Source organism: Pseudoalteromonas rubra, from assembly GCF_000238295.3.
Lineage (GTDB): Bacteria > Pseudomonadota > Gammaproteobacteria > Enterobacterales > Alteromonadaceae > Pseudoalteromonas > Pseudoalteromonas rubra.
In genome coordinates, this window is sequence record NZ_AHCD03000044.1 from 726,373 (window position 1) to 750,549 (window position 24,177).

Annotated in this window: 27 protein-coding genes; 10 read left to right on the top strand and 17 right to left on the bottom strand. The window is 47.6% G+C overall.

Going from position 1 to position 24,177, the window contains the following annotated elements; genetic code table 11:
- The first annotated feature begins 40 nt into the window (after window positions 1–40).
- A complete protein-coding gene (locus PRUB_RS23880) occupies window positions 41–799 on the top strand; it encodes an alpha/beta hydrolase (protein ID WP_010380377.1) in 759 nt (252 codons plus the stop codon).
- Between the two features lie 83 nt (window positions 800–882).
- A complete protein-coding gene (locus PRUB_RS23885; RefSeq protein WP_010380379.1) occupies window positions 883–1,173 on the top strand; it encodes an energy transducer TonB in 291 nt (96 codons plus the stop codon).
- Window positions 1,174–1,194: 21 nt separating this feature from the next.
- Here the strand turns inward: PRUB_RS23885 and PRUB_RS23890 are convergent, their stop codons facing one another.
- Window positions 1,195–1,533 carry a hypothetical protein gene (locus tag PRUB_RS23890; RefSeq protein ID WP_010380380.1) on the bottom strand — a complete coding sequence of 113 codons (339 nt, stop codon included), beginning with the start codon at window positions 1,531–1,533 and terminating at the stop codon, window positions 1,195–1,197.
- A gap of 70 nt (window positions 1,534–1,603) precedes the next feature.
- A complete protein-coding gene (locus PRUB_RS23895; RefSeq protein WP_010380382.1) occupies window positions 1,604–1,957 on the bottom strand; it encodes a MerR family transcriptional regulator in 354 nt (117 codons plus the stop codon).
- 81 nt (window positions 1,958–2,038) lie between these two features.
- On the opposite strand from PRUB_RS23895, the gene PRUB_RS23900 reads away from it, so the two are divergent.
- Window positions 2,039–2,854: an aminotransferase class IV family protein gene (locus PRUB_RS23900; protein ID WP_010380384.1), complete on the top strand. Its 816-nt coding sequence runs from the start codon at window positions 2,039–2,041 to the stop codon at window positions 2,852–2,854.
- Between the two features lie 59 nt (window positions 2,855–2,913).
- On the opposite strand, the gene PRUB_RS23905 is transcribed toward PRUB_RS23900, so the two are convergent.
- The 4 genes from PRUB_RS23905 to PRUB_RS23920 form a co-directional block, all read right to left on the bottom strand.
- Window positions 2,914–3,516, bottom strand: coding sequence for a hypothetical protein (locus PRUB_RS23905; RefSeq protein WP_010380386.1), 603 nt, complete (start codon window positions 3,514–3,516; stop codon window positions 2,914–2,916).
- Window positions 3,513–4,001 (bottom strand): RNA polymerase sigma factor, encoded by a 489-nt coding sequence (locus PRUB_RS23910; protein WP_010380388.1) that lies wholly within the window; start codon window positions 3,999–4,001, stop codon window positions 3,513–3,515. Before PRUB_RS23910 ends, PRUB_RS23905 begins: the two co-directional genes overlap by 4 nt.
- Window positions 4,002–4,184: 183 nt before the next feature.
- The gene (locus PRUB_RS23915; RefSeq protein ID WP_010380390.1) at window positions 4,185–6,347 is read right to left on the bottom strand and encodes a S9 family peptidase; all 2,163 of its coding nucleotides are present in this window, start codon (window positions 6,345–6,347) and stop codon (window positions 4,185–4,187) included.
- Between the two features lie 286 nt (window positions 6,348–6,633).
- Window positions 6,634–7,506, bottom strand: coding sequence for a LysR family transcriptional regulator (locus PRUB_RS23920; RefSeq protein WP_010380393.1), 873 nt, complete (start codon window positions 7,504–7,506; stop codon window positions 6,634–6,636).
- A gap of 101 nt (window positions 7,507–7,607) precedes the next feature.
- Here PRUB_RS23920 and PRUB_RS23925 point away from each other — a divergent pair, with 101 nt between their 5' ends.
- Window positions 7,608–7,961: a DoxX family protein gene (locus tag PRUB_RS23925; protein WP_010380395.1), complete on the top strand. Its 354-nt coding sequence runs from the start codon at window positions 7,608–7,610 to the stop codon at window positions 7,959–7,961.
- Window positions 7,962–8,003: 42 nt separating this feature from the next.
- On the opposite strand, the gene PRUB_RS23930 is transcribed toward PRUB_RS23925, so the two are convergent.
- Both PRUB_RS23930 and PRUB_RS23935 read right to left on the bottom strand, forming a co-directional pair.
- A complete protein-coding gene (locus PRUB_RS23930) occupies window positions 8,004–8,993 on the bottom strand; it encodes a tetratricopeptide repeat protein (protein ID WP_010380397.1) in 990 nt (329 codons plus the stop codon).
- A gap of 89 nt (window positions 8,994–9,082) precedes the next feature.
- Entirely contained in the window at window positions 9,083–9,538 is a 456-nt protein-coding gene (locus PRUB_RS23935) for a DUF6326 family protein (RefSeq protein ID WP_010380399.1), read from the bottom strand.
- Window positions 9,539–9,747: 209 nt separating this feature from the next.
- Between PRUB_RS23935 and PRUB_RS23940 the strand changes: the two genes are divergently transcribed.
- Window positions 9,748–10,935: a helix-turn-helix domain-containing protein gene (locus PRUB_RS23940; protein WP_010380401.1), complete on the top strand. Its 1,188-nt coding sequence runs from the start codon at window positions 9,748–9,750 to the stop codon at window positions 10,933–10,935.
- 36 nt (window positions 10,936–10,971) lie between these two features.
- Here the strand turns inward: PRUB_RS23940 and PRUB_RS23945 are convergent, their stop codons facing one another.
- From PRUB_RS23945 to PRUB_RS23970, 6 genes are all read right to left on the bottom strand, one after another.
- Window positions 10,972–11,385: a GNAT family N-acetyltransferase gene (locus tag PRUB_RS23945; protein ID WP_010380403.1), complete on the bottom strand. Its 414-nt coding sequence runs from the start codon at window positions 11,383–11,385 to the stop codon at window positions 10,972–10,974.
- Window positions 11,378–13,333: a methyl-accepting chemotaxis protein gene (locus PRUB_RS23950; protein WP_010380405.1), complete on the bottom strand. Its 1,956-nt coding sequence runs from the start codon at window positions 13,331–13,333 to the stop codon at window positions 11,378–11,380. The genes PRUB_RS23945 and PRUB_RS23950 overlap by 8 nt, the downstream gene beginning before the upstream one ends.
- Window positions 13,334–13,528: 195 nt before the next feature.
- The gene (locus PRUB_RS23955) at window positions 13,529–13,684 is read right to left on the bottom strand and encodes a dCTP deaminase/dUTPase family protein (protein ID WP_155946430.1); all 156 of its coding nucleotides are present in this window, start codon (window positions 13,682–13,684) and stop codon (window positions 13,529–13,531) included.
- A gap of 192 nt (window positions 13,685–13,876) precedes the next feature.
- Window positions 13,877–15,217 carry a sigma-54-dependent transcriptional regulator gene (locus PRUB_RS23960; RefSeq protein ID WP_010380407.1) on the bottom strand — a complete coding sequence of 447 codons (1,341 nt, stop codon included), beginning with the start codon at window positions 15,215–15,217 and terminating at the stop codon, window positions 13,877–13,879.
- Window positions 15,217–15,753, bottom strand: a complete 537-nt coding sequence (locus PRUB_RS23965; protein WP_010380408.1) for a hypothetical protein — start codon at window positions 15,751–15,753, stop codon at window positions 15,217–15,219. The genes PRUB_RS23960 and PRUB_RS23965 overlap by 1 nt, the downstream gene beginning before the upstream one ends.
- The gene (locus tag PRUB_RS23970; RefSeq protein ID WP_010380410.1) at window positions 15,750–17,159 is read right to left on the bottom strand and encodes a HAMP domain-containing sensor histidine kinase; all 1,410 of its coding nucleotides are present in this window, start codon (window positions 17,157–17,159) and stop codon (window positions 15,750–15,752) included. The genes PRUB_RS23965 and PRUB_RS23970 overlap by 4 nt, the downstream gene beginning before the upstream one ends.
- Before the next feature lie 287 nt (window positions 17,160–17,446).
- On the opposite strand from PRUB_RS23970, the gene PRUB_RS23975 reads away from it, so the two are divergent.
- The 3 genes from PRUB_RS23975 to PRUB_RS23985 are packed head-to-tail and all read left to right on the top strand — an operon-like array spanning window position 17,447 to window position 18,139.
- The gene (locus PRUB_RS23975; RefSeq protein ID WP_010380412.1) at window positions 17,447–17,668 is read left to right on the top strand and encodes an EF-hand domain-containing protein; all 222 of its coding nucleotides are present in this window, start codon (window positions 17,447–17,449) and stop codon (window positions 17,666–17,668) included.
- 26 nt (window positions 17,669–17,694) lie between these two features.
- Window positions 17,695–17,922, top strand: a complete 228-nt coding sequence (locus tag PRUB_RS23980) for an EF-hand domain-containing protein (protein ID WP_010380414.1) — start codon at window positions 17,695–17,697, stop codon at window positions 17,920–17,922.
- A gap of 10 nt (window positions 17,923–17,932) precedes the next feature.
- Window positions 17,933–18,139: an EF-hand domain-containing protein gene (locus tag PRUB_RS23985; protein WP_010380416.1), complete on the top strand. Its 207-nt coding sequence runs from the start codon at window positions 17,933–17,935 to the stop codon at window positions 18,137–18,139.
- 110 nt (window positions 18,140–18,249) lie between these two features.
- On the opposite strand, the gene PRUB_RS23990 is transcribed toward PRUB_RS23985, so the two are convergent.
- Together PRUB_RS23990 and PRUB_RS23995 are read right to left on the bottom strand one after the other, a co-directional pair.
- A complete protein-coding gene (locus tag PRUB_RS23990; protein ID WP_010380418.1) occupies window positions 18,250–18,807 on the bottom strand; it encodes a GNAT family N-acetyltransferase in 558 nt (185 codons plus the stop codon).
- Between the two features lie 20 nt (window positions 18,808–18,827).
- Window positions 18,828–19,994: an MFS transporter gene (locus tag PRUB_RS23995; protein ID WP_242065295.1), complete on the bottom strand. Its 1,167-nt coding sequence runs from the start codon at window positions 19,992–19,994 to the stop codon at window positions 18,828–18,830.
- Window positions 19,995–20,101: 107 nt separating this feature from the next.
- Here PRUB_RS23995 and PRUB_RS24000 point away from each other — a divergent pair, with 107 nt between their 5' ends.
- Window positions 20,102–20,977 carry a LysR family transcriptional regulator gene (locus PRUB_RS24000; RefSeq protein ID WP_010380423.1) on the top strand — a complete coding sequence of 292 codons (876 nt, stop codon included), beginning with the start codon at window positions 20,102–20,104 and terminating at the stop codon, window positions 20,975–20,977.
- Window positions 20,978–21,098: 121 nt separating this feature from the next.
- On the opposite strand, the gene PRUB_RS24005 is transcribed toward PRUB_RS24000, so the two are convergent.
- On the bottom strand, window positions 21,099–21,689 hold the full coding sequence (locus tag PRUB_RS24005; RefSeq protein WP_010380425.1) for an outer membrane beta-barrel protein: 591 nt from the start codon (window positions 21,687–21,689) through the stop codon (window positions 21,099–21,101).
- 194 nt (window positions 21,690–21,883) lie between these two features.
- Between PRUB_RS24005 and PRUB_RS24010 the strand changes: the two genes are divergently transcribed.
- The gene (locus PRUB_RS24010; protein ID WP_010380427.1) at window positions 21,884–24,067 is read left to right on the top strand and encodes an OsmC domain/YcaO domain-containing protein; all 2,184 of its coding nucleotides are present in this window, start codon (window positions 21,884–21,886) and stop codon (window positions 24,065–24,067) included.
- Window positions 24,068–24,177 lie beyond the last annotated feature (110 nt).

The following is a 24,177-nucleotide window of genomic DNA, read 5'->3' on the forward strand; positions in this document are numbered from 1 at the left end:
CATAATACGGCAGTTTATAACGATATAGTTCAGGAGTTTTATGAAGTTTTTAAAAGGATTTGGTCTGGTAACTGCCTGCTGGCTGAGTACCGCTGTGGCCGACGTTCAACCTGCCAGTGTTTACGATAAAGCCCGTGACAGAGCCATTCCGATTGAGATCACTTATCCCGAATCTCAGGCACAGTGCAGTGAAAAAGCTCCTTGCCCGGTGGCGTTCCTAGGCGCTGGCTACGGTATATCGCATACTAATTACACCTTTTTATCCAGCGTGTTGAATGAACACGGGTATCTGGTGGTCGCAATCGGGCATGAATTGCCGGGTGATCCGCCGCTTTCTGTCTCTGGTAATTTGTTTGAAACGCGCAGCGAGAACTGGCTGCGTGGTGCAAAAACACTGGCGTTTTTACAGGGAGAATTGCAACGCATTATAATCGGTTATGATTTTAACAATTTAACTTTGGTTGGCCACTCAAATGGGGGCGATATTTCTGCCTGGTTGGGCAATAAAGACAAGCCCTATGTTAGACAGATCATTACCTTAGACCACCGCCGTGTGCCATTACCAAAAACTAAGGATATCAAGGTGCTGTCGATACGTGCCAGCGACTTTCCGGCAGACTCGGGCGTGCTGCCCAGCGAAGCGGAGCAAGTCGAGTTTGGCAGCTGCGTGGTGACCATTCCCAAAGCGCGCCATGATGATATCGCCGACTTTGGCCCTGTCTGGTTAAAAGACAAGATAGCACTGCTTGTTCGTCTGCATCTGGGCGGAAAATCTTGCAAACTGTTGCAACAAGCGTAGTGGGCTGATAGAAAGTAGATTGGCAGTGTGCGAGCCACACTGTCATATTCACCAACTAATCATAATAATAAGAGCACCCTCATATGAAATACTTACTGACCGCGCTGTTTACCCTGGTTCTTATCGGTGGTTGCACGTCAACTCAGCAGGCAGATCCTCAGATTAAAAACGGCTATGTTCAGATGCAATTCGATATTAACGAGCAAGGCAGGCCCGAGAATATTCGCATCATTGAATCGAGCCATAATGGCTTATTTGATCAAGAAGCCATACGCTCACTAAAAAAGTGGAAATATAACCCTAAGATAGAGAATGGCACACCCGTCAGGCAGACCAACCAAAAGGTACAGCTGGATTTTGATATTAAAAACTAAGAAGGCAGTTCGTGAACGAATTTATTTCGTTTTGTTCTGCTTATAGGCAATTTGACGCGCGGTTCTTCGTTTAGTGCCTATTCTCGATTTGACTTTCATCGGGCACAACAAAGCAGCAACTGCGGCCAGCAGTGGAATTAATACAGCGCCCAACAAAATCACGTCAACAGACCGTATGGTAAGAGCGAAGACTGATACAAGCAGTATACTCACGCTCATTGCGCCTGTTATCGTCCATAAAGCGCCTTTGTGAAGATAAAGCAGGGCGCCACACAATTTACAACGGACTTTTGTATCAAAGATAAGAAGCGATTTCTGCAGTGGAGAAATCCCATTTTGGGCACATTCAGGGCACTTCATTCACAAATTCCATTGAGCTAGATGAGTATCATACTACTTTGATTTAACAACAATGGGTATGGGCGCTGGCTTACCCTTGCTCAATTTCCTCCAAAAACCGACTGAGTATCGCTTTACTCTCAGCCAGTCGCGCGGCTTTTTCATCAACGGCTTTGATTTCGCTATGTAACAGGTTTCTGAGCTCGTCACAGGGTTCAAAAATGGGCCTGTCGCCGCGAATACAGGGCAGGAACTGCAAAATGGTATTGAGTGTCATGCCTGCCGCGCTCAGTAACTGAATACGGGTTAGTGTCTGGATATCGTTCGATGTGTAGTGGCGATAGCCTGAAGGGGAGCGGCTGGGGTGAAGCAAGCCTTGCTCTTCGTAATACCGCAGCATGCGAATGCTGATCCCTGTTTGTTTCGATAATTCGCCGATTTTCATGATGTGCTCTTGACTCTCACAGTGCTGTCAGGGTTTATAGTACTGGCTTCCAAAAAAGGTTTCAAACCGGGAGTTAATTGTATGAAAGAACACACCTTTACGCCGCAAACTGTGGTTAACGGTACGCTATTTCAGGATCCTCAAATGAGCCAGCTGGCCTTCTCTGGTTTTGCACATTTTACCGCTATGCAGGTGCGTGATGGCATGGTAAAGGGCATGGATCTGCATCTGAACAGGTTACGTCATGCGTCAGTCGAATTGTTTGGTCAGGCATTGTCTGATGAAGAAATTCTGACGTCTGTTCGTACGGCGATCGCTGCGGCGGGCAAAGGCTTGTCTTTGACGGTGACTCTGTATTCTGCCCATGGAGAGTTCACCCTGGATAGTATGGATACCCACCCGAATATTATGGTTCGTACTGGTGCTCCTGCGAATGGACCGAGCGGACCGCTGAAACTGCTGGCTATCGAATATTGCCGACCTTTGCCTGAAATTAAACATGTTGGGGAGATAAGCAAAACTTACTACCTCCACAAGGCTGCACAGCAGGGCTATGATGATGCTGTATTCATAGATGATACAGGTTGTCTGAGTGAAGGGACCATCTGGAATCTTGCCTTTTGGGATGGTGAAACGGTGATTTGGCCACAGGCGCCAAAACTACAAGGCACTATGATGAGCATGGTTCAGCGGCAACTACGCTTACTTAGTATCGAGCAGCGCACTGAGCCTGTGACATTGGCGAGTTTGCCATCGCTTCGCGGGGCTGTGGTGATGAATTCCTGGACACCAGGTGTCGAAGTGGCGGAAATTTCGGGCCATAGGCTGAGAGAGTCTGAGTCTTTGCGCACATTGCTTCATCATGCTTATGCGGCAGAGCCCGTTCGGGGAATTTAGCGCGCTAAGCCCCGTTGCGTCAGCAGTTTGGGGCTTGATGATGTATGGCCTTGATGTGCCTATTCGTCGCACAGTTCATTAAGTTGCTGTTCAACGCGCGTCAGCAAAGGTCCAAACCTTTTCTCGGCGGCGCGTTTATTCCAAAAGTAGATCCCCACCATACCGAGCAGCACGATCAGGTAATACAATTGCATGTGCGTATCGAGTTGAATCACCCCATTATCATCCATGTTGGCGCCCAGCGTGATCAGCATAACACTGACAAAAATGGGCGCTATGTACCACCAGACTATACTCTCCAAAAGTTGCTTTTGCTGAGCAAGTCTTTGCTGCTCCTGATGTAAATATGCCCGGATGCTGTCATCTTTGCAGGGGGAAAGGCGCCGCGCTTTAAGCAATTTATAGGGGATATACAGGCTCGTCAGGGTGGCCAGAACACAGCCTAAAGACTGCACCCAGTTAAAGCTAATTGTGAGGCCATACAGCCAGACGGGAATAAGTAACAAAGAAATAGAGATTTCCATAAAATCGCGCACTTTAATATCTCGCTGATATTTTTTAGTTTTGACTTTAAGCTCATCGACTTGCAACGCCAGTTTTGCTTCAGAGCTGCTCGTTTCGATTTGCTGTGCAAAGTTGTGTTTTAGATCATCCAGCTTCATGACTCGTCTCCTACAAAGTTCTGTTCAAACTCACGCTTAATGCGCTTTATCCGTGAGCGGACTGCGTTGTCGCTTATCCCTAATACCTGTGCAATGTCTTCCGATTTCAGGCCATCCAAATACATCATCAGGACACCAGCATCGATATCACTGAGCTTGTCCATAAACTGATTGAGAATATCGGCCTGACAGCCTGCTTGTTCAGCTTGAGGTTGCTGTTTGCTATGCCTGGAAACGGATTGTTTAATGTCATAGTGTTTAATTCGGGTTTTGACAAAGGAGTTGGCTGTATTCAGCGCGACTTTATAAACCCAGGTACCGATTGATGACTGCCCCGAAAAGCTTTCATAGCTGCGCCACAATTGCAGCAGGATCTCCTGATACATGTCATCGCGGTCACTCGCTCCGCCGTAGCGGTCGGCGATATATCGGATCCGCCCGTCGTTGTCAGCGAGCATCTGTTTGAATGCGTGTTGTGTGTTCACTATGTCCCTGCTTGTTGTTATTGATGATACTTAGTTAGTCGGCCACAGAAGTGGAATGTGTCACAGCTTGGCAAAAAAGATAAGTGTATCGGGGTAAAAGCAGGAAATACGCAGGATTGCGGCGGGAGCATGATGATATGCCAAAGCCCCGCGGGAGGGCTTTGGCAGCAATGGAGCACGCAGTTACAGTTTGCCCTCAGCCAGACCAATGATAAAGCCATAGCTCAGCGCGGTATCATGAATGCGTTTAAAGCGACCTGAAGCGCCACCGTGACCGGCAGACATATCGGTTTTTAACAACAGCGTGTTATCGTCGGTTTTATACTCGCGCAGTTTCGCAACCCATTTGGCAGGTTCAAAGTACTGTACCTGAGAGTCATGCAAGCCAGTGGTGACTAGCATGTTCGGGTAGTTTTGTGCGCTTACCTGATCATAAGGTGAGTAAGAGCGCATGTAGTCAAAATAGACTTTGTCATTTGGGTTACCCCATTCGTCGTACTCATTGGTTGTCAGCGGTAATGACTCATCCAGCATGGTGTTGATAACATCGACAAAGGGCACTGCCGAGTGCACACCGTGATACAGTTCAGGCTCCTGGTTGATGACCGCGCCCATCAACAGGCCGCCAGCACTGCCACCGCGGGCGTAAAGGCGTTTTGGATCGCCATACCCTGATTGAGTCAGTGCCTTGGTGACATCAATGAAGTCATTAAAGGTGTTCATTTTATTGAGCTTTTTACCATCTTCATACCAGGGTCTGCCGAGCGCTTGAGAGCCACGAATATGGGCAATGGCATAAACAAAGCCACGATCCAGTAAGCTCAAAGTGCTGACTCTGAAGTAAGGGTCACGGGTCGAACCGTAAGATCCATAACCATACTGTAAGAGTGGGTTAGTGCCATCTTTTTTAAACGTTGCTTTTTTGTAGACCAGGGTCACAGGTACTTTGGTGCCATCTCTGGCCTCGATAAACAGACGTTCAGAGGCATAATCATTGGCATTGAAGTCGCCCAGTACTTTAGTTTGCTTGCGCTGGGTTTTTTCCAGAGTAGTCAGGTCAATGTCGTAAATGGTCTTGGGTGTGGTCAGGCTCTGATAGCTGACCCGAACAAACTGACTATCCAGTGTTCGGTTGCCTGTCATTGACACCATGTAGGCAGGATCTTTAAACGTGAGCGCTTTGTGCTGTTTAGTTTTAAGATCCAGCACATTCAGAGTGCCTATCCCCTCAACGCGAGACTGATAAACCAGATGCTGATTAAACAGCTCTACTTCCTCGAGCTTCGCATCGGGGTTGTGCGCAATGATGGTTTTCCATTTACGCTTGTCAGCCACATCGTTTTTGTGGGCTTTCATTAGCTTGAAGTTAACGGCATTGTCATTGGTATATATAAAGTAGAAGTCACCCTGTTTGAGCAAGCTGTATTCATGGCCCTTGGTACGCGGTAAAAGACGTTGTGGCTGAGCGTTAGGGTTGTTGGCATCAATGACTGACACCCCTTTGGCTTCTGTACTGTCGTGGACAATGTAGATTTCACTGCCTTCTTTGCTTTTTTCCAGGTAGGTATAATAGGTGTTGTCGTTTTCTTCGTAGACCAGTTTATCTTGTGATTGTTCCTGGCTCAGCACGTGACGATAGACCTGATACCCTAGCAAAGTGACGGGGTCTTTTTTAATGTAGTAAAGGCTTCGGTTGTCGTTTCCCCACTCAATGCTATCCGCAGCACCCTCGAGTTTGTCGGTATAAACTTCACCAGTTTCAAGGTTTTTAATACTGATGGTATAAATGCGACGGCTGAGTGTATCTTCCGCAAATGCCATGAGCTTGCCATCCGGGCTGATGCTGATTGCACCCAGCGCATAATAAGATTGGCCTTCGGCTTGTTTGTTGGCGTTAAAAATCTCTATAGCATTATTGCCGTCAGCATGTTTACTGCGATAGAAGTTACGGTATTCCTGGTCGCCTTTTACTTCGCTGAAATAGTAGTAGTCGCCACGTTTATAAGGGACGCTACGATCGTCTTTGGCGATCTTATTTTTAATTTCTTCAAACAGGGTCTCACGCAATGTCTCTATAGGCGCCAGCTTCACGTCTGCGTAGCGGTTTTCCTGCTCAAGGTGAGAGAGCACTTTTTCTGAACTTCTTGAATCATCACGCAGCCAGTGATAGTTGTCCACCAGTTCATAACCATGGATTTGGGTGACATGGGGCACTTTTTGCGCCACAGGGGGCTGAATTTGCTGCTGCGTTGTTTGGGTGTCTGTGTTGTTATTTGATGTGATCTGGCTGCAGGCGCTGGCCAGTAAAACGGCACCCGCAATGGCGCTGAATTTAATAGTTGTCATGTTTGTCCTTGTTGATTGCAGAGGGAGTGACCTTGCATGGCGCTGAATGAAGTTGGGATTCATTGCCTGAATCAATTGTTGTCGAATTGTAGTCTGAACTTTAATAAATGGTCAAAGAGGCTGAGATAAACCGAATAGTTTTGCGATTAGCGACATAAAACAATGGAAAATAAGATGAACTTATACGGAGGCGACTGATGTCCAACTAACGGGAGATCTCTGTTTAAGCTCCTCAGTGGGCAAAGCGCGGGTGGCAGCCCATATCACCCGTGGCAGGGCAGTAGGGTCAATGAGTAAAATGCTCCGCAAGGAAGTCGATTAGGGCTCTAAACCTTACCGGCGTAAACTCGGTATTTTTATACAGGGCGTACATCGGCAGAGTATGCCCTTGCCAGTTCTCAAATAAAGTGACAAGCGATTTGTCTCTTAGTTGTTGGGCGACCATCCAGTCTGGCATTGCCGCGATACCGAGCCCGTACATAGCCAACCTTACAATCATCTCGGGACTATCTGAGCGAATATACTCGTTGAGTTTGTAGTGTGTTTTATCAAACAGCCAGACATTTGATGGTTTGTTCAGCGAATAGGTGAGGCATTGATGCGCTTTTAGCTCGTCAGGAGAGTGCGGCATACCATGGCGTTTCAGATAGTCAGGTGATGCAAAGTAGCAAACTGAGTGATCCAACAACTTCTTTGCTTTTAACCCTGAATCCTTCAGGACAGAAGCTCTGATGGCGATGTCTACGTCTTCGTTGATCAGATCTACCTGCTGATCGCTGACACTGATGTCTAACGTAACTTTTGGGTAACGACGCATAAATTCAGCAAGTGGCTCAGCCAGGCGCTGTGTTGCGAAGGCACTGGGCGCTGAAAGTTTTATATGGCCATTTACCTGTGCCTGTTCATCACGGATCTGGTGTTCTACTTCGGCCATAGTATCTAGTAGTGACTGGCTGTAGGTGAGGTAAGCTTTGCCTGCTGAGGTCAGGGCTATGGCGCGGGATGTCCTGTGAAATAAGGTGAATCCAAGATGTTTTTCAAGCCAGGCCACTTTTTTGCTCACAGCGCTTTGCGTCATATTGAGTGCGTTTGCGGCATGGGTAAAGCTGCCCCGATGTGCCACTTCGGTAAATAGTTTGATGCATACAAGTTTGTCCATATTCATTCCAATTTGGAATAGTAACTAGCGTAATAATACGGTTCTTAATGTTGTATTGGAATGTTTAAATGCGTCCACTTTAACTTGTCAGGAACATTTTTATGTTAATACTCGCAGGCTTGCTGGCCACTTTCTTCACTCTCGCTGGTTCTCAAAAGATATTCTCCTGGAGCACACGAGTGTACACTATACAAAGTGCGTTTTTCAGGCGATATGGGCTTGGCAGGAAGCACATGTATGCTATTGGACTCATTGAGTTGCTTGCTGCTGGATTGATGGTGTTTTCTATTCTGACCGAGCACGTTCAAAGTATGCTGCTTGGTTCAGTATTGATACTTATAACCTCAGTAGGGGCGTGCTACTTTCACTTTAGATATGACACCTTTAAGGATGCTATTCCCGCAATATTAACGGGAACTGGCTCAGGAGTTTTGCTGGCTTTAGGGGGGCTGTGATGTGAGAAAGGGCTCGTTCTAAAGCCCTCTGGCAGAGTGCGCTCAGGCCCTGGCCAGTTTTTTCAAAGCGGAGCGGGCTTTTTTCTTGAGCTTTTCACTTAGCGTTTCAGTTATGACTTCGTTGAGTAGTTGCTGCGCGAGCGTGGTTTTCTTTCGTACTATGGCTATCGAAGCTAACCTGAATTTGACCTGGTTTTTATCGGGCAGGTCGTAGTGATGGGCTGCCTCACTCAGATACTGCTGAAGCGCGCTCTGTCCCTCGTCGTAATTGCGTTTCAGTTGCTGACTTAAGGCACCAATTAGCACCATGGACTGATAGCGAGCTTTTTCTTGTTTGAGGTTTTTTGCCTGCATGTTAGTTGCATTTCTGAACTGGCTTAACGCCATTTCAGGCTCTTCCTGATCAAGATAGATTTGGCCTAAAGTATAAAAAAAGCGGGGGTCGGCGGAAAAGTTTTGCTGCCCAATTTTTATCAGACGAGCGAACTCTTCTTGCTCATCCGACTTAGCGGTCAGGTGTAAGCGAGTCAGAAATGCATCGAAGGGCGAGATTTTTTCCAGCTCCTGAATGTGCGTTAACGCGGCCTGTTTATCTCCACCAAACATGCTGGGTGCATTGATGTAAAACTTGATCAGCGTACTGCGGTATTCAATATTGTCTGGTGCTAGTTCGACAGCTTTGATGAATGAGGCTTTGAGCTTTTTGATATAACCAGAGACGCTGAAGATACTGGCCTGTTCGGCAATTTTGGCGACGGTTTCGGCATGTGCAAAATAGAGCTCCGGATTGTTTGGGTGCTGCTCTATGGCTGCTTCTATGTGTTGCAGTGCCGTCTCGTCCTGATCGCTTCTGAGCGCTATGCGGGCCAGAAGCAGTGGCTTTTGATAATCAGAGGTTTGCTGTTGCGACAAAATGGATTGCGCCATACGCAGATTACCCTTGTCGAATTCTGCCCGGCCTAATTCAACGCTGGCTGTGGTTATGTTGCAATAAACAAGCAGAGTAAGGGGAATAAGTAGTGTGCTTTTCATGAGTCTGTTTCCTTCTTAATGTTCCAAATACAAACGTATTCCGTTGTATCCTTGAGTGTTCATGGTTTTGAGCCTTGTGATTCTTAGATTTAGCTTTGAGCTGTGTTTAACACCCCTGTTTCAGGTGCTCGCCACCGAATGACAGTCCAGGCTATGCTCAAAAGCAGGGTGAGTTGTATGCATGCCAAAAACAGGTAGAAAGGATCCGTTTCAACACCTCCTAGCACAAACAGGAAAGTTAACGGGACAGCCACCAGGTTACAGAGGCGGTTTAACCGATAGCTGAGACATTGGGACAGGAGAATCATAACGATGGGGATCTCGATGAGTATGGCTGAGACCAAAAGTAATTCTTGCGAGAGTTTGACTGAGCCTGAGTAGCCACTCATCAGGGTATCTATCACGCCCGGAGTGATAAAGGCTGAAACAAAAGCCAGAATATCGGCATAAATCATATTCAGCATAACTAACAGCCACAGTGTCGCGATTTTGATGCGAGTGCTTTTATCCTGTGATGCGCCAGTGGTTAAAATTGCGTTTGTCATAAGTGATTCCTTAAGTCATATTGGATGTCCCTGCAAGGTGTGCCAAAAGGCATATGCCCTGTTTTATCCAGGTTATCGTCAGACTAGTCATTTTGTAGGGATAAGTCGTCCTGGCGTAAAGGCGCGGACAGTCTTAGTAGAAAGAGAAATTTAAAAGCTGATAAAACAAAGTATTATGGATAAATTGATTTTGATGTCAGGGGAGTTACGTGACTGAATCTATCGTTATGGTGCTGATCGCGATGCTCATTGGGCAAATTGTGTTGAGTGTCCCTGTGTTGCTACTCCCGCGAGCGACACGTGTTTATCGTATACCTTTGGTGCTTTTTCTTTGTGCCAGTGGGGTGCTTGCGCTCAATGCAATCGTGCCGGTTCTGTTACCCAGTTGGTATCAGATATATACCGTTTTGGGTTTTCCCATGCTCTTCGTGTTGTGTCCGGCGCTTCGCTTGTACATTGAAGGGATTACCACACAAAAAAGATGGATACTTAACAGAGCCAAGTTAAGTAAGTTTGTTTTGTTATGGCCAGCCGTGCTGATCTCCGGCGCGGTTGCGTTATTACCGGCACAGCACCACAGGGCATTGTTCGTGACAGATGACATGCCAGCGGGTCTGTATGTTGTGGTTTTGGCCTGTGCGATGCTGGTTTTGATGTGTTTTTGGCTGGTTGAATGCGGGTTTACGCTATTGGCGATTATCAGGCGTCTGGCCAGATTCAATATGCAGCTGAAAGAAAGTTATTCTAATCTGGACAGCCCTCAGATCTCTGTTATCAAAAAGCTTATTTATATCGCCGTCTGCATTTGGGTTTTTGTTTTGGTGTCAGCTTTTGTATCTAGTCTGTTCGATCATGCAATACTGTCGCGCAGCGCCGAAGTGTTTGTTGCATTGGTGCTTATCTGGAGCGTAACCTTTTTTGCAATGCAGCAAACAACGCCATTGCTTCAACCACAGCCCGCTAGCAAGGTTGAACGTACCGATGCTCCGACTCTGTCGCCCGGTGAAGATACAGGAAGCAAGTATCATAAATCAGCACTGGATGAGTGTCAGTCTGCCCGGATAGTTGAAAAAATTACGCAGGCTATGCAAAACAGTAAACTCTATCTGGATGCCGATTTGACTCTGCAAAAGTTGTCACAGGTCAGTGGGGTATCACCTAATTATTTGTCTCAGGTTTTAAATGAAACGCTGAAGATGAACTTCTTTGATTTTGTTAATCACTGGCGCATAAAGGCTGCGAAATCCCGTCTGTTGAACAGCGATGAATCGGTGTTGAATATTGCGCTTGAGGTGGGGTTCAATGCACGTTCTTCTTTTTATAAGGCATTTAAGAAAGAAACAGGTATGACACCGGGTCAGTTCAGGCGTGAATATGCAAACCTACCAACATGCTAGTAGTGTAATGATGCTGGCAGCCGAATTAGTCAGAGACTAGTAAAACTTACACATCCCCAATCCCAGCTTTTCGCCGTCTCGCAGTGAATAACCGTAGCGCTGGTAGAAGGTTTCTTTACCAGCCGCAGCCAGCAAAGCGGCGGTCGCGCCGCTTTGGCAATATGCCGCCAGATACTGCTCTATGTTGTCCATAATAAGGTGGCCAAGACCCTGGCCCTGGTGGCTCGGGTGCACTATGACATCCTGAATGTAAAAGTACATGTGCCCGTCGCCCACAATTCGGCCACAGGCAACTAATTTATCTGCCTGACGACACTGCACCCAGTAAAGTGATGCCTTAATGCTGGCCGCAACGATATCGGGTGCAGGGTTTTGCCAGCCTGCACTTTTGCGCAGCGCACTAAACTCCAAGGGATCAGGAGGGGTATGCAGGATCTTTAGTTCAGTCATCGACGTCAAACCTGTCAACCAGTTGATCCAGATTATTGGCCAGTTCAACCAATTGTGTTGCACCTGTATGTAGCGCATCGGCAGAGTCGCCCACTTGTTGTACTGACTGACTGACACCGTGAATACGAGATTGGGTGTCCTCGGCGGCCTGCCCTTGCGCATTGGCTTGCTGGGAAATATCAGCAATGATCGCCTTAACGCGGGAAACTGAGCTGGCTATGTCGTCGAATGCCTGATGGGCCAGCTCCGACTGGTCGATGGCATGTTTTGATTCACCCACACTGGCTGTCATGCGTTCAGACACACTGCGAGTTTGCTCAATCAGCTTAGTTAAGACCTGTTCAATATCCTGAGTGGCATCGTGAGAGCGCTGTGCCAGCGTCCTTACTTCGTCGGCCACAACCGCAAACCCCCGGCCTTGCTCACCGGCACGGGCTGCTTCAATGGCGGCATTCAGTGCCAGCAAATTTGTTTGTTCGGCGATGGTGCGGATCACCTCCAGAATATTGGTGATGTTGTTACTTTCATTTTCAAGCTTACTCATGGCCGTCGCTGAGTCGCCCAGAGAGTCGTTAAGCTTGGCGACCTGAGCCACGGTACTTTGGATCATCTGATTACCGGTTTGGGTATGTTGCTCCGTCGTCGAGATTTCGTTGAGTGCATCACCACAGTTGTCACTGACTGTCATGGCCATACTTGCCATGGATTGCGTGGTATCCGTCGCGGTTTGTGATGTTTTTTCCTGATGTCGGCACTGATTACGAATATCATTGATCCGCGACTGAGAGCTCTGAGCTTCACTATTCAGGGTGCGTGCGTTGCCCTGAATATCTTTTACCAACGCATTAATGGAGTTGAGGAATTGGTTAAACCAGGTTGCCAGTTCGCTTATTTCATCATTGCCAATGACCTGGAGCCGTTTTGACAAATTACCCTCACCTTGAGCAATTTCCTTTAAACCGTCCGATACCATTTCAATGGGGTAAACGATTTTGTTAGCCAGCACGATAGCAATGACCACAAACAGCGCCAGCATGATGACCGCGATGATACTGATGCTATAGGTCATATTATAAGACGAGGTGAGGATCTCATCTTCTTCAATGATGGCGATAAAGGTCCAGCCTAGCTCTTCAGAGCGGTAAAACTTGGCATAAAAGGCTTTGTCCTGATACTCCAGTGTAATGAAAGGCGCATTTCCCGCGTTTCGTATAGCCTGATACCGGGCATCATTTAAATCACGAATGTTCTTAAAGTTACTGTCAGCATTTTTCGGGTCTGCCAGTACCGTCCCCTGATTGTCGAGCAGCAATAAGTAGCCGGTTTGGCCGAGTTTGATGTTGCTCACAATGTCGGTGAGTGTCGATAAGGTGACATCCAGAGATTGTACGCCCAGCATCTCGTTGTTTTTCATGATCCCGGTGGCAACGGAAACCATCGCCTGTCCCGTAACCCCCTGATAGGGTTCTGTGATAATGACCTGAGAGGGGGTAGAGCTCACCTGCTGATACCAAGGGCGCTTGCGTGGGTCGTAGTTACCAAGTGGCTCTGCGGGATACTGAATAAAGCCGCCCTCACGGGTGCCGAGATAGACAAACAATAGCTCGGGGTGAGTTTTACCAAAGGTGGTGTACAGATCGAAGATGGCCGCCTCAGCCTCGCCGGAAGCGTCTGGCATCATCATCTTTTCGGCGCCCAGGTAGGTTGTGGTGTCCTTGCTCACCGACTGCACCGTTTTGCTCTGCGCTAAGAATCGGGCATTACTTTTCATCTGGTCAAAAAAGATGATAAATGCATTCTCAATTTGTCTGATCTCGTTAACCGACGTCTCTAAAAATCGGTCTAGTGACTCCTGTTTGGTGCGCGAGATACTCATGATGGATATTGCAAGAATAGGAATGATAACGGTCATGACAAAGCTTAAGATCAGCTTTTTACGCATTCTCATGGGCAACCACCTCGTTTTTTATTCTAATAATAGTGTAGTTGTGAACGGAGCATGTTGCTCTGATGTGATGTCAATTTATGACATTAATTCGAAGATACTATTGCAAACTTTGCATGATAGAGCAAGGGGACAAGACTGAAGGGAGTGCTGCTTTATAAACAAGGCAGAGTTCTGAACTCAGAACTCTGTTTTGGTTTAACGGCAATAGTGGTACAAGGAAAACATATCACAAATTTTGCCTGATAATGAGGCGGCTACATCACCACCCGCGATTTGCGGCGTCGCCTGCTGAGGAAGTGAATGCGACTCCGAAAGGCGTTTCAAATTGGTTTTCTTTACCTTTATTTTCATGTTGTTATCCAGTTTTTGTTGTATTAGAGATCATAGCTTTTCAATCCCTGTATGATATTGATAAATAACCAGGCTCACTCAAACGAACCAAAAGTAAGCGGTGGCCCTGTGATTGAAGGGCTAAGCACTCCTTGCCTGCCTTCATATTCATTTAAGCGCATGCACAATAATTGGTCAAATGTTTTTACTAATTTATTTTATATCGTGTTTTTTCATCAGTTTATAGAAGTCTGAGCGATTTCTTTGAGCCAGTTTAGCGGCCTGAGGGACATTGTTCTCACACAGGGCGAGCACTTTTATCAGATAATCGCGCTCAAACTGACGTTTAGCTTCATTCAGCCCTACATAGGCTTGCTTGTCGTCTTGTTCTGGCAGTGCGCTGATAATGCTGTCTGCGGTGACTAATTTGCCGGGTGTCATCGCCACACAGTATTCAACTACGTTATGTAGCTGACGAATATTGCCTGGCCAGGCATAACTTAACAGCGCCGTAGTGGCATCTAAAGAGAAGCGTTTTTGCCCAGTGGCGAGTTGCTTGAGAAACAAATTTGCCAGTAGTGGAATATCTTCAACGCGTTCACGCAGCGCTGGCAATTGAACGGCGACGACGTTGAGCCGATAGTACAGGTCTTCTCTGAACTTTCCTTCGCTGACAGCCTGCGCCAGGTTTTTATGGCTGGCGGAGAGAATACGTACATCAACCGCTTGTTCGTGCTGGCCGCCGATCGGCCGGACCGTTTTTTCCTGCAATACCCGTAATAGCTTTACCTGTAAGTCGAGCGGCATATCGCCTATTTCGTCCAGTAATAAAGTGCCTTTATCTGCACTTTGGATCAGCCCCTGTTTATCCGAAATTGCGCCGGTAAATGCGCCTTTTTTATGGCCAAACAGCTCTGATTCAAGCAAGTGTGCGGGCAGGGCACCACAGTTGATGGCGATAAAAGGGCCCTGGGCATGACTGCTCGCCTGGTGAATGGCGCGCGCGGTGACTTCTTTACCCGTGCCGCTTTCACCCTGGATCAATATATTAGCCTGGCTGGGCGCGATGGCTTTAATCTGCTGTACCAGCTGGCGCATGCTCTGGCTTTGGTGATACAAGCCATGAAAGTTATCAGGGTCTGTGAGCTGTGCAGCCCTTTTCGCAGGTAATGCTTTGTCGATCGCTGCCAGTAGTTCTTCGCTGTTTATTGGTTTGGTAATAAACGCGGTGATCCCTTGTTCAATGGCATCCACAGCATCGGGGATAGAGCCATGTGCAGTCATCATGATCACAGGCAGGCCCGGGTATTGGGTTTGTAATTTCTGGTTCAGAGCGAGGCCGTCCATGTGATCCATACGTAAGTCGGTGATCACCACATCTACAGGCACACTTGCCAGTTGTCGTAAGGCCGTATGACCACTACTGGCCAGGGTGACATTAAAGCCATGGCTTTCGAGGCGTATTGCCAGCAGCTCGCTCAAGGCCGGGTCATCGTCGACCAGCAAAACAGAGGACGTGTGGGTGTCTGAGGTAGGCGGTATTGTATAAGACATTATGGCTGCTCCGGTGTTTGAATGGGTGCATTCAGGGGCATGTCCTGAAGCCTTTGTTGTTCGATGTCGGCTAGCGCCTGTTTGAGCGTGAGTAGTGCCTGATTGGTTTGGGTCAGCTGCGTTTGGATCTGGCTCAATTTGGCATTGCTGCGATGCAAGCGGATCTTTTGTCCCCGCAGCACTTGTGTCTGTTGTTTCAGGGTATCGAACCACAGATGGTAGTGTTGGGGCCAGTGCTGACTTTGTTTGATCTCTGCAATTGCTTGCAACTGTCTGGTTGTTGACACGGTATTGCAATAGCTGTGCATGAAGGTCTCAATAGCGACCTGACCGATATAAGGTTCAGGCTTTTGTTGCTCAACAGCTTGATTGTTTTGACACAGTGTCAGGTAGCGTTGCAATAGTAGAGCCAAAGAGGCGTATTTCGGCTCAAGCGTTTTACGTGGCCCGACAAATTGTGTGTTTTGCTGTGTCGGGCTCAGTTGGCAACCGCTCAGGCTGATAACGAGTGTGGTGATTAAAAGGAAGAGTTTCATCTGCTTTCTCCGTGTTTTGGCAGTGTCAGAGTAAATTCGCATCCTGGCCGGGTATTTTGCCACTGTAACTGGCCACCGCACTGGCTCATACATTCATGTGCAATGGCCAGGCCCAGTCCACTGCCTGCTATTTTTTGGCTGCGCTGGCCTCTGACAAAGGGTTTGAATAAGTGGTTGGCCTCCTGGGGATCGAGCCCGGGCCCATCGTCCCGGATACTGATCTGCCAGTGGCTTGAGGTAGCCAAAAAGTCGATGCGGATCTGGCTGTGTGTATATTGAATTGCATTACTGAGCAGGTGTGTCAGAGCCAGTTTGACTGGTAGCTCAGGTAAGTCCGCGAGTTGCTGTTCAAAGTGCCAGTGAATACGGATATCTCGCCTCTGTAGACGTTGTGCAAAGTGGTCCTCCAGTTGCGCTTTGATTGCCCGGGCACTACAGCGTGCCTGTTGGCTGTGTGGGTGACTGGCAGCGCTAAACGTAAGCAGATCGTCAATGAGCTGAGTGAGCTTGGCGACAGAGACGTGGAGAATATCGGTTACGCGTCGTTGTTTGTCATTGAGCTGCCCAAGGTGATCGCTATTCAGCAACTCTGTGCCCTCTTTAATGGAGGCGAGTGGGGTTTTCAGTTCGTGCGATACGTGGCGTAAAAAGGTTTCCTTTTGATGTTTGCTGGCAGCCAGCTCCTGGCGCAATTGCTCAAGACGCTCACCCAGCTGGCTGAACTCGCGGCTGCCTGCTAGCTGGATTGGCGTAGTAAAGCGGTCTTCACCAATGACTTCTATGGCTCGCTCCAGCTGAAATAGCTGACCGGAGATCCGCTTGATCAGCCAGATACTCATGCCGACTAGGATAGGTAACAGAATGCTCAGTCCAATTAAAAAGCGCTGCCGGATGAGACTTTGCTGCAAGAGCGCATCCGTTAGCTGTTTGTCCAGAGTCTGTTGCAGCGGTTGTGACTGACGAGCCAGAGCATCGGTCAGTGCCGACAGGGTGCTACTGTCTGGCGCCTGGGTGTGTTGGAGCAGGTGTTGCCAATTAGCGACTGTTGCGTCTTTCTTAAGTCGCGCAAGTAGTGATACGAGCCCATTTTTTTGCACCTGCCAGCTTTTATTGATGCTTAGTTTTAGTTGTTCGCTTTGTAGTAACTGATTGTTTTGCTGTGCTTTATGAAGCGCCTGAAAGGCGTTTTTTAACTCACTGAATTCTGATTTAACCTTTTGATTATTGGTGTAAATATCCTGGATTCTATGCTGCTGATAAGCAACTGACTGAATAAACCACAAGGTCAACAACAACAGAGGAACCAGGGCCAGTAATAGCGCCATCAATGCTTGCTTCCACAATGCCTGAGAAAAAAAAGGTTTGAATGGCGTGTGTGAGCGTATTTCTGAGCTGGCATGGAGCATATAGAACCTGATAGTTTGCGCGTTCTGGTTTGTCTGTTGCAAACTAGCGACAGCGATAAGTAACTGATTTTAAATAGTAAGCTAAAAACGCGAATTGAATTTTGTCGCCATTTAGCAACAAATCGCCTTAATGTCCCCTGAACTTTCTTACCCAATAAAAACTAACTTATTGAAAATTAATATCAAATTAAACCTGGCATCAAAGTTGGAATAGTCTTGTCAAACGCAGCCTGCAAGCTAAGAACAGTTTCGCGGCGGCACAAATTCAAAAACAGAAGGAAAATATGATGAAAACAGCGATGACAATGATGACAGCTATGGCTCTGACGGTACTGGCGACACAGGCAATTGCAGGCGAGGATTTTGAAAAGTATGACACGGATGGTGACGGCACCATTAGTTTGAATGAAGCGACGGTAAACTCCTTGCTCATGGGCCAGTTCAAAGTGCTGGACAGTAATGGTGATGGCTTGTTGAGCAGAAAAGAGTTCTCTGAGTTTAGCGGCTAAGTCGCGTTTTAGCCGGAGGATCTGATATGCAAATTACAAACGTTTTTGCGTTGACCCTGGGGATGTTCACCTGTGCGTTAGTGTTTGCTTCTGAGGTCGATTTTGCACTTTTGGATGCTAACAGCGATGGCCTGATCAGTTGCTCAGAAGCTGCCAAGGTCTCTCTGGTCGCTGACGCATTTGAGCGCCTGGACATAAACCGGGATGGCGCGCTTAGCGCTAAAGAATTTAATTATTTTAACAAGCATTTATGAGGAACTTAATATGTACAAGTTTATGTTAAGCACCATTTTGATGGCAGCCAGTATTGGCGCGTATGCTGCGGACAGTTCATTTTCAACTTTTGATACCGATGGCGATGGGTTTATCTCTAAGTCGGAAGCCGCGGGCTCGGATACATTGACGGTTATTTTCGAAAAACTGGACACCAATGGCGACGGCAAACTATCGGAACAGGAGTTTAGTCAGTAGGACATTACCCCCGACACAGTTATTTTCTCCCAATTTTGTATTTTTACGCAACGATCTTCATGGATCCTTCCATGAGCCAAGGCACCTGATAAGGGTGCCTTTTTCGTCTATCAGGCCGTTGCTGCCATGATATGTTCACTGCGTAACAGACCGTACATATAGCCATCATAGTAACCGTGGCTGAATTTAAAGTGCTGACGTAAATGGGCCTCACGTAGCATGCCCAGCTTTTCCATTAAGCGCCAGGAAGCCTGATTTTCGACAGCGCAAAATGCACAGATTTTATTGAGTCCAAATTGCTCAAAAGCAGCTTCAATAAGCCCGTTTGCAGCCTCAAACGCATAACCCTGGCCGATGTATTGTTCATTCAGGCGATAACCGATTTCGGCTGTTTTGGTGTTATGGCATAAAAACTTATACATGAGTTCACCGACTAGCACATTGTCTTCACGTCTGATAATGGCCAGAAGCAGCCTTTCATGCTCGCTGGCCTGCCAGGGGGCCGTTGCCTGATCAATTCGGTCCTGAGCATCTTTTAGTGTCGCTGGTTCACCAATATATCTGGAGGTATCCGGATTGCGCCTGCTCTCGTAAATGGCATGAAGATCGCTTTGCTGAAGCGGCCGGATGGTAAATTGGGCAGTGTTAAAGTGGAGTTTTTCGAACATGATTTATCCCTATATTATACTTATGTGTGTTCAAAATGAGGTCGCTGAATACGGATAGTACGCCAGCAAAGCAGCAACAGGGCGGCGCATACAGCAATGAGTAGTGCAATGGCTTGCGTGTTATCTGGTAGCCATTGATTCACCAACCAGGCAATGACGGAAAATATCAGTAACTCGATTGCCCCGACCAACGCATTTGCGGTGCCTGCGTGAGTTGGGTGCAGTAAGCCAATCAGGTGCATATAGCTTGGAAAATATCCGCCAAATACCAACATAATGGCGGCATAGGCCAGTAATATCGCTATGGCGTTGTCGCTGGCTAATACGAAGGTTAGTGCACTCAGTAATAATGCAGGCCACAGCCACAAAACAATTTTCATATAGCTAACGTGGCGCTGTAAGACTTTAGCAAACACAGCGCCCAACAACAGACCAACCATTGGCAGCATCATGGCTTGTCCGGTCTGGCTGGTGGTAAAGCCAAAGCGGTCCTGAAGCAAAAACGGCAAATGCAGCTGAAGCGTCAAATACAAAAAGGTTGGCACCCATTTGAGACTGGCCAGCGATAAAAAGACCTGGCAGCGCACCATATTTTGATAGTGCCGGACCAGGCTCATTGGGTTAATTACAAAAGGTTGAGGTTCGCTGGCTTTGAGCAGACTCAGACCGAATATGGTGATGAACAGATAGTATGTAATGAGCACCAGTGACAAACCCTGCCAGCCAAACCAACTGCTCAGCATACCGCCGAGCCAGGGGGCAATAATTGCAGTGACGCTGGCCGAGATGGCCACGGTTGCCATGGCACTTTTTAGTCTGGCCCCCGACAGTCGTTGAGCCAATAATGTGCGGCTGATTAACACCGGTGAAGCGGAGCCTGCACCTTGCAAAATTCGTCCGAGTAAAAAGGTGGTGCTGTCTGGTGCAACGGCACATAACAGTGTACCTGCCAATAAGATGGCTTGCCCGGCAATAAACAGTGGCCGATCACCATATTTGTCGCGCAGCGGCCCAACAATCAGTTGAGAGGCGCCCAACGTAATGAAATAACTGATGATCATTGCCTGACTTATGCCATTGGTTAGCATCAGGCTGTCAGCAATATCCGGTAAAACAGGCATATACACCTGGCTGACCAGCTGAGAGCAGGACATGAGTAAAACAGCAAGCATAGTAAATAGATGCACGGGCACTCCAGCGCGAAGTAAATTTGACCCGGGCACTATACGCCGCTTTCATTGTCCTAAAAATAAGGTAATAATTAAAATACTATTTCCTTACAGGAATTAATTGAATGGATTGGTTAACGGCAACGCGCAGTTTTTGCGTTCTGGCAGAGCTGGGCAGCTTTACTAAAGCGGCGGAGCATCAAGGGGTTTCGGCATCTGCTATGAGTAAACGAATTGACTGGCTGGAAAGGCATCTGGGGCAAAGCTTGTTCATTCGCACCACCAGGCAAGTTAATCTGACTGAGCAAGGGCAGCATTTTTTTCCTCGCGCAAGAGACTGGCTTGCCCAGTTTGAGGCACTGGTAGAAACAGCACAGTCTGAACAATGCGAGTTGCAGGGCAGTTTGAAAATCGCGGCCACACAGGCGGTAGGCAGTAGTGTATTAATGCCCAAAATCGAGCAGTTTTTGTCGCAATATCCGCAGATCACCATTCACCTGAATGTACTGGCTCCGGGAGAGCCGCCGGATCTGCAGCACGATGTGGTGATCACCCGCTATAATGAGTCGTTTGATTCAGTGTCGCACAAGGGCACCCGATTGTTTGACTATCAAATGCAGTTGTTTGGGGCCCCGGAATATCTGGCGCGCTGCGATGAAATTGCCAGTGTTGATGACCTGGCACAACACAAGATGTTACTGAGCAGCTACTATCATAAAATTGGTGGTGTCGTACTTGAAGATGGCCGGTTGTTTGAGTTCACCAACTATAATTTTGTGACCGATCATCTCGATGCCATTTTAAAAGCGGCAGTGCAGGGAATTGGTTTGTTGTTTATCGCACCCAGTTATATTGAGCGGGAGTTAAGATCTGGCGCGCTGGTGCCCATATTGCCGGATATTCGCTCAGAGGTAAAACAGCTCTGGGCCTATTACCCCAAGGCCAGTTATACACCCCGCAAAACCAGATTGTTTATTGAGTACCTTAAAAATACGCTGTAACTATCCAAGAGTGGGTGGTTGTTTGGCTTGAACATGGCCAATTACAGCGTCACCTCAGCATCGAGCCAGTTATTTCGTCACCCCGGCCAACGAGCTGGGGCTAATAGCATCACCGGCGAATTTAAAAGCGATAAGTCAGGCCAAGACTCAGCTGGAATTGGTTAAGTACATCACCATCAAAGTGCCAGGCACAGACGTCCTCATCGCTGCCATCACAGCGGACTTTAGACGAGTTTTTGATAGAAGACGCAAGCCAGCGCAGTTCTGTTTGCGCGCTGAACCCGGCTCCTAAATTATATTTCAGGCCACCATAAAAGCCCGCAGCAAAAAAGTGATCCGGTTCTTCAAAGTTGGGTGTTACTTTATTTACACCGATTTGTGCACCGATATAGCTGTCCAGATTATCTGTGATATCCACATCTATGGCACTTTGAAACATCAGATACTCCATGTCCACTTTTTGGATAGGGGCATCTTCAAACTCAGTTTCAACCATACTGTAGTACAGGCCATAACGTTTTTGGTTAAGGTAGCGGTCAAAGCTCAGACCAAAATGAGTACCGTCTTTGAGCTCTACAACCTGGTTCTTACTGGTATGTAAGCTCTGATTGCTGCTCTCGCCGCCGTACAGGGTGACGCCAAAGCCTGTATTTGCCAAAGTTGAGCCAGAGAAAAGACCTAAACCAAGTGCTAACCACACATAGCTGCGCATAATAAATCCTTGTTATCTCGTGTGTTGTCGGATGAGTTTATTTGCCAAGAAAGTAACATGCCTTTACGACCAATAATAGGTATTTAATAACTTAATTTGAGCTGGTTGGGTTATTTGTGCCATCAGCATTGGCGCCGTCTTGCAACCTCAAGTACAATAGGGGTTTTCGATCGCAATACACCGGACTCTTTCCTATGGAAATCAAAGTAAATTATCTCGATAATCTTCGAATTGACGCCAAATTTGATGATTTTTCTGTCATTGCCGACCAACCTATTCGTTATAAAGGCGATGGTTCGGCACCCAGCCCGTTTGACTATTTCCTGGCGTCGTCTGCGCTGTGTGCTGCTTACTTTGTGAAAGTGTATTGTAATGCGCGTGACATTCCGACCGATGGAATTCGTGTGGCGCAAAACAACATTGTTGACCCGGAAAACCGTTACAACCAGATCTTTAAAATTCAGGTTGAGCTGCCAGAGAGTATCTCTGAGAAAGACCGTCAGGGCATCTTACGTTCAATTGACCGTTGTACTGTGAAAAAAGTGATCCAGACCGGACCTGAGTTTCAGGTTGAAGCGGTAGAGAGCCTGGATGACGACGCGCAAGCCATGCTGATGGTAAACACTGACTCAGACGCCAGCACCTTCATTCTGGGTAAAGATCTGCCACTGGAGCAGACCATCGCCAACATGACGGGTATTCTGTCTGATCTGGGTATGAAAATCGAAGTCGCCTCATGGCGTAACATTGTGCCTAACGTTTGGTCTTTACATATTCGTGATGCTGCATCGCCTATGTGTTTCACCAATGGTAAAGGTGCGACTAAAGAAAGCGCGCTATGCTCGGCGCTGGGCGAGTTTATAGAACGCCTGAACTGCAACTTTTTCTATAACGACCAGTTCTTTGGTGAAGAAATTGCCAACGCCGAGTTTGTTCATTACCCCAATGAGCAGTGGTTTAAGCCGGGCGACAACGATGAGTTGCCAGCCGAGATCCTGGATGGCTACACGCGTGAAATCTACGATCCGGAAGGGGAGCTGCGGGGCTCTAACCTGATCGACACCAACTCGGGCAATATCGAGCGTGGTATTTGCTCTATTCCTTACACACGTCACAGCGACGGTGAAACGGTTTATTTCCCGTCTAACCTGATCGAAAACCTGTTTCTGAGTAACGGTATGAGCGCCGGTAATAATCTGTTTGAAGCCAAAGTGCAGTGTTTGTCTGAGATCTTTGAGCGCGCGGTGAAAAAGCAGATCATTGAACAGGAAATTGTGTTACCAGACGTGCCTGAAGACGTACTGGCTAAGTTCCCGGGCATTGTTGCTGGTATTAAAGGGCTTGAAGAGCAGGGCTTCCCGGTTGTGGTGAAAGATGCCTCTCTGGGCGGTCAGTTCCCGGTGATGTGTGTGACCCTCATGAACCCGAAAACGGGCGGTGTGTTTGCCTCTTTTGGTGCGCACCCAAGTCTGGAAGTCGCGCTGGAGCGAAGCTTAACGGAACTGTTGCAGGGCCGAAGCTTTGAAGGTCTGAATGATGTGCCTAAGCCGACATTTAACAGCATGGCAGTGTCTGAGCCGGAAAACTTTGTAGAGCACTTCATTGATTCTACGGGTGTGATCTCGTGGCGTTTCTTCAGTGCCAAACATGATTATGAGTTTGTGGAGTGGGACTTCACGGGCACTAACGAAGAAGAGTGTGACAAACTGTTCGCCATTCTTAAAGATTTGGGCAAAGAGGCGTATATTGCAGAATTTACCGATATGGGCACCGCCTGCCGTATTCTGGTGCCTGGCTACTCTGAGGTTTACCCGGCAGAAGATCTGATCTGGGATAACACCAACAAAGCGCTGCAATACCGCGAAGACATTCTGAACATCCATTCACTGGAAGACGAAGCACTAGCCGATTTGGTTAATCGTCTTGAAGAAAGTCAGCTTGATAATTATATCGATATTATCACGCTGATCGGGGTTGAATTCGACGAGAATACAGTGTGGGGTCAGCTGACTATTCTGGAGCTGAAGATCCTTATCTATCTGGCGCTGGGCGACATTGAAGCGGCCATTGAGCTGGTTGAAACCTTCCTGCAATACAACGACAACACGGTTGAACGCGGCTTATTTTACCAGGCTATGCACGCTACGCTGGAAGTGGCGCTGGACGAAGAGCTTGAAATTGAAGACTACATCCACAGCTTTACCCGTATGTTCGGTAAAGAAGTGATGGATGCTGTGATTGGCTCAATTAACGGTGATGTGAAGTTCTATGGCCTGACACCGACCAACATGCAACTGGAAGGCCTGGACAAGCATCTGCGCCTGATCGACAGCTATAAAAAGCTACACGCCGCACGCGCTAAATTTGCCAAAGGGTAATTTGTACTGTGCCATTCAAGCTTGCTGGGTTAATTGCCAGCCAGCTTGAGTGACTTAGGGTAAGGGGGCGTTGAGTCGGGGACGTTGTCCACTTTCCCCTTTACTACAAA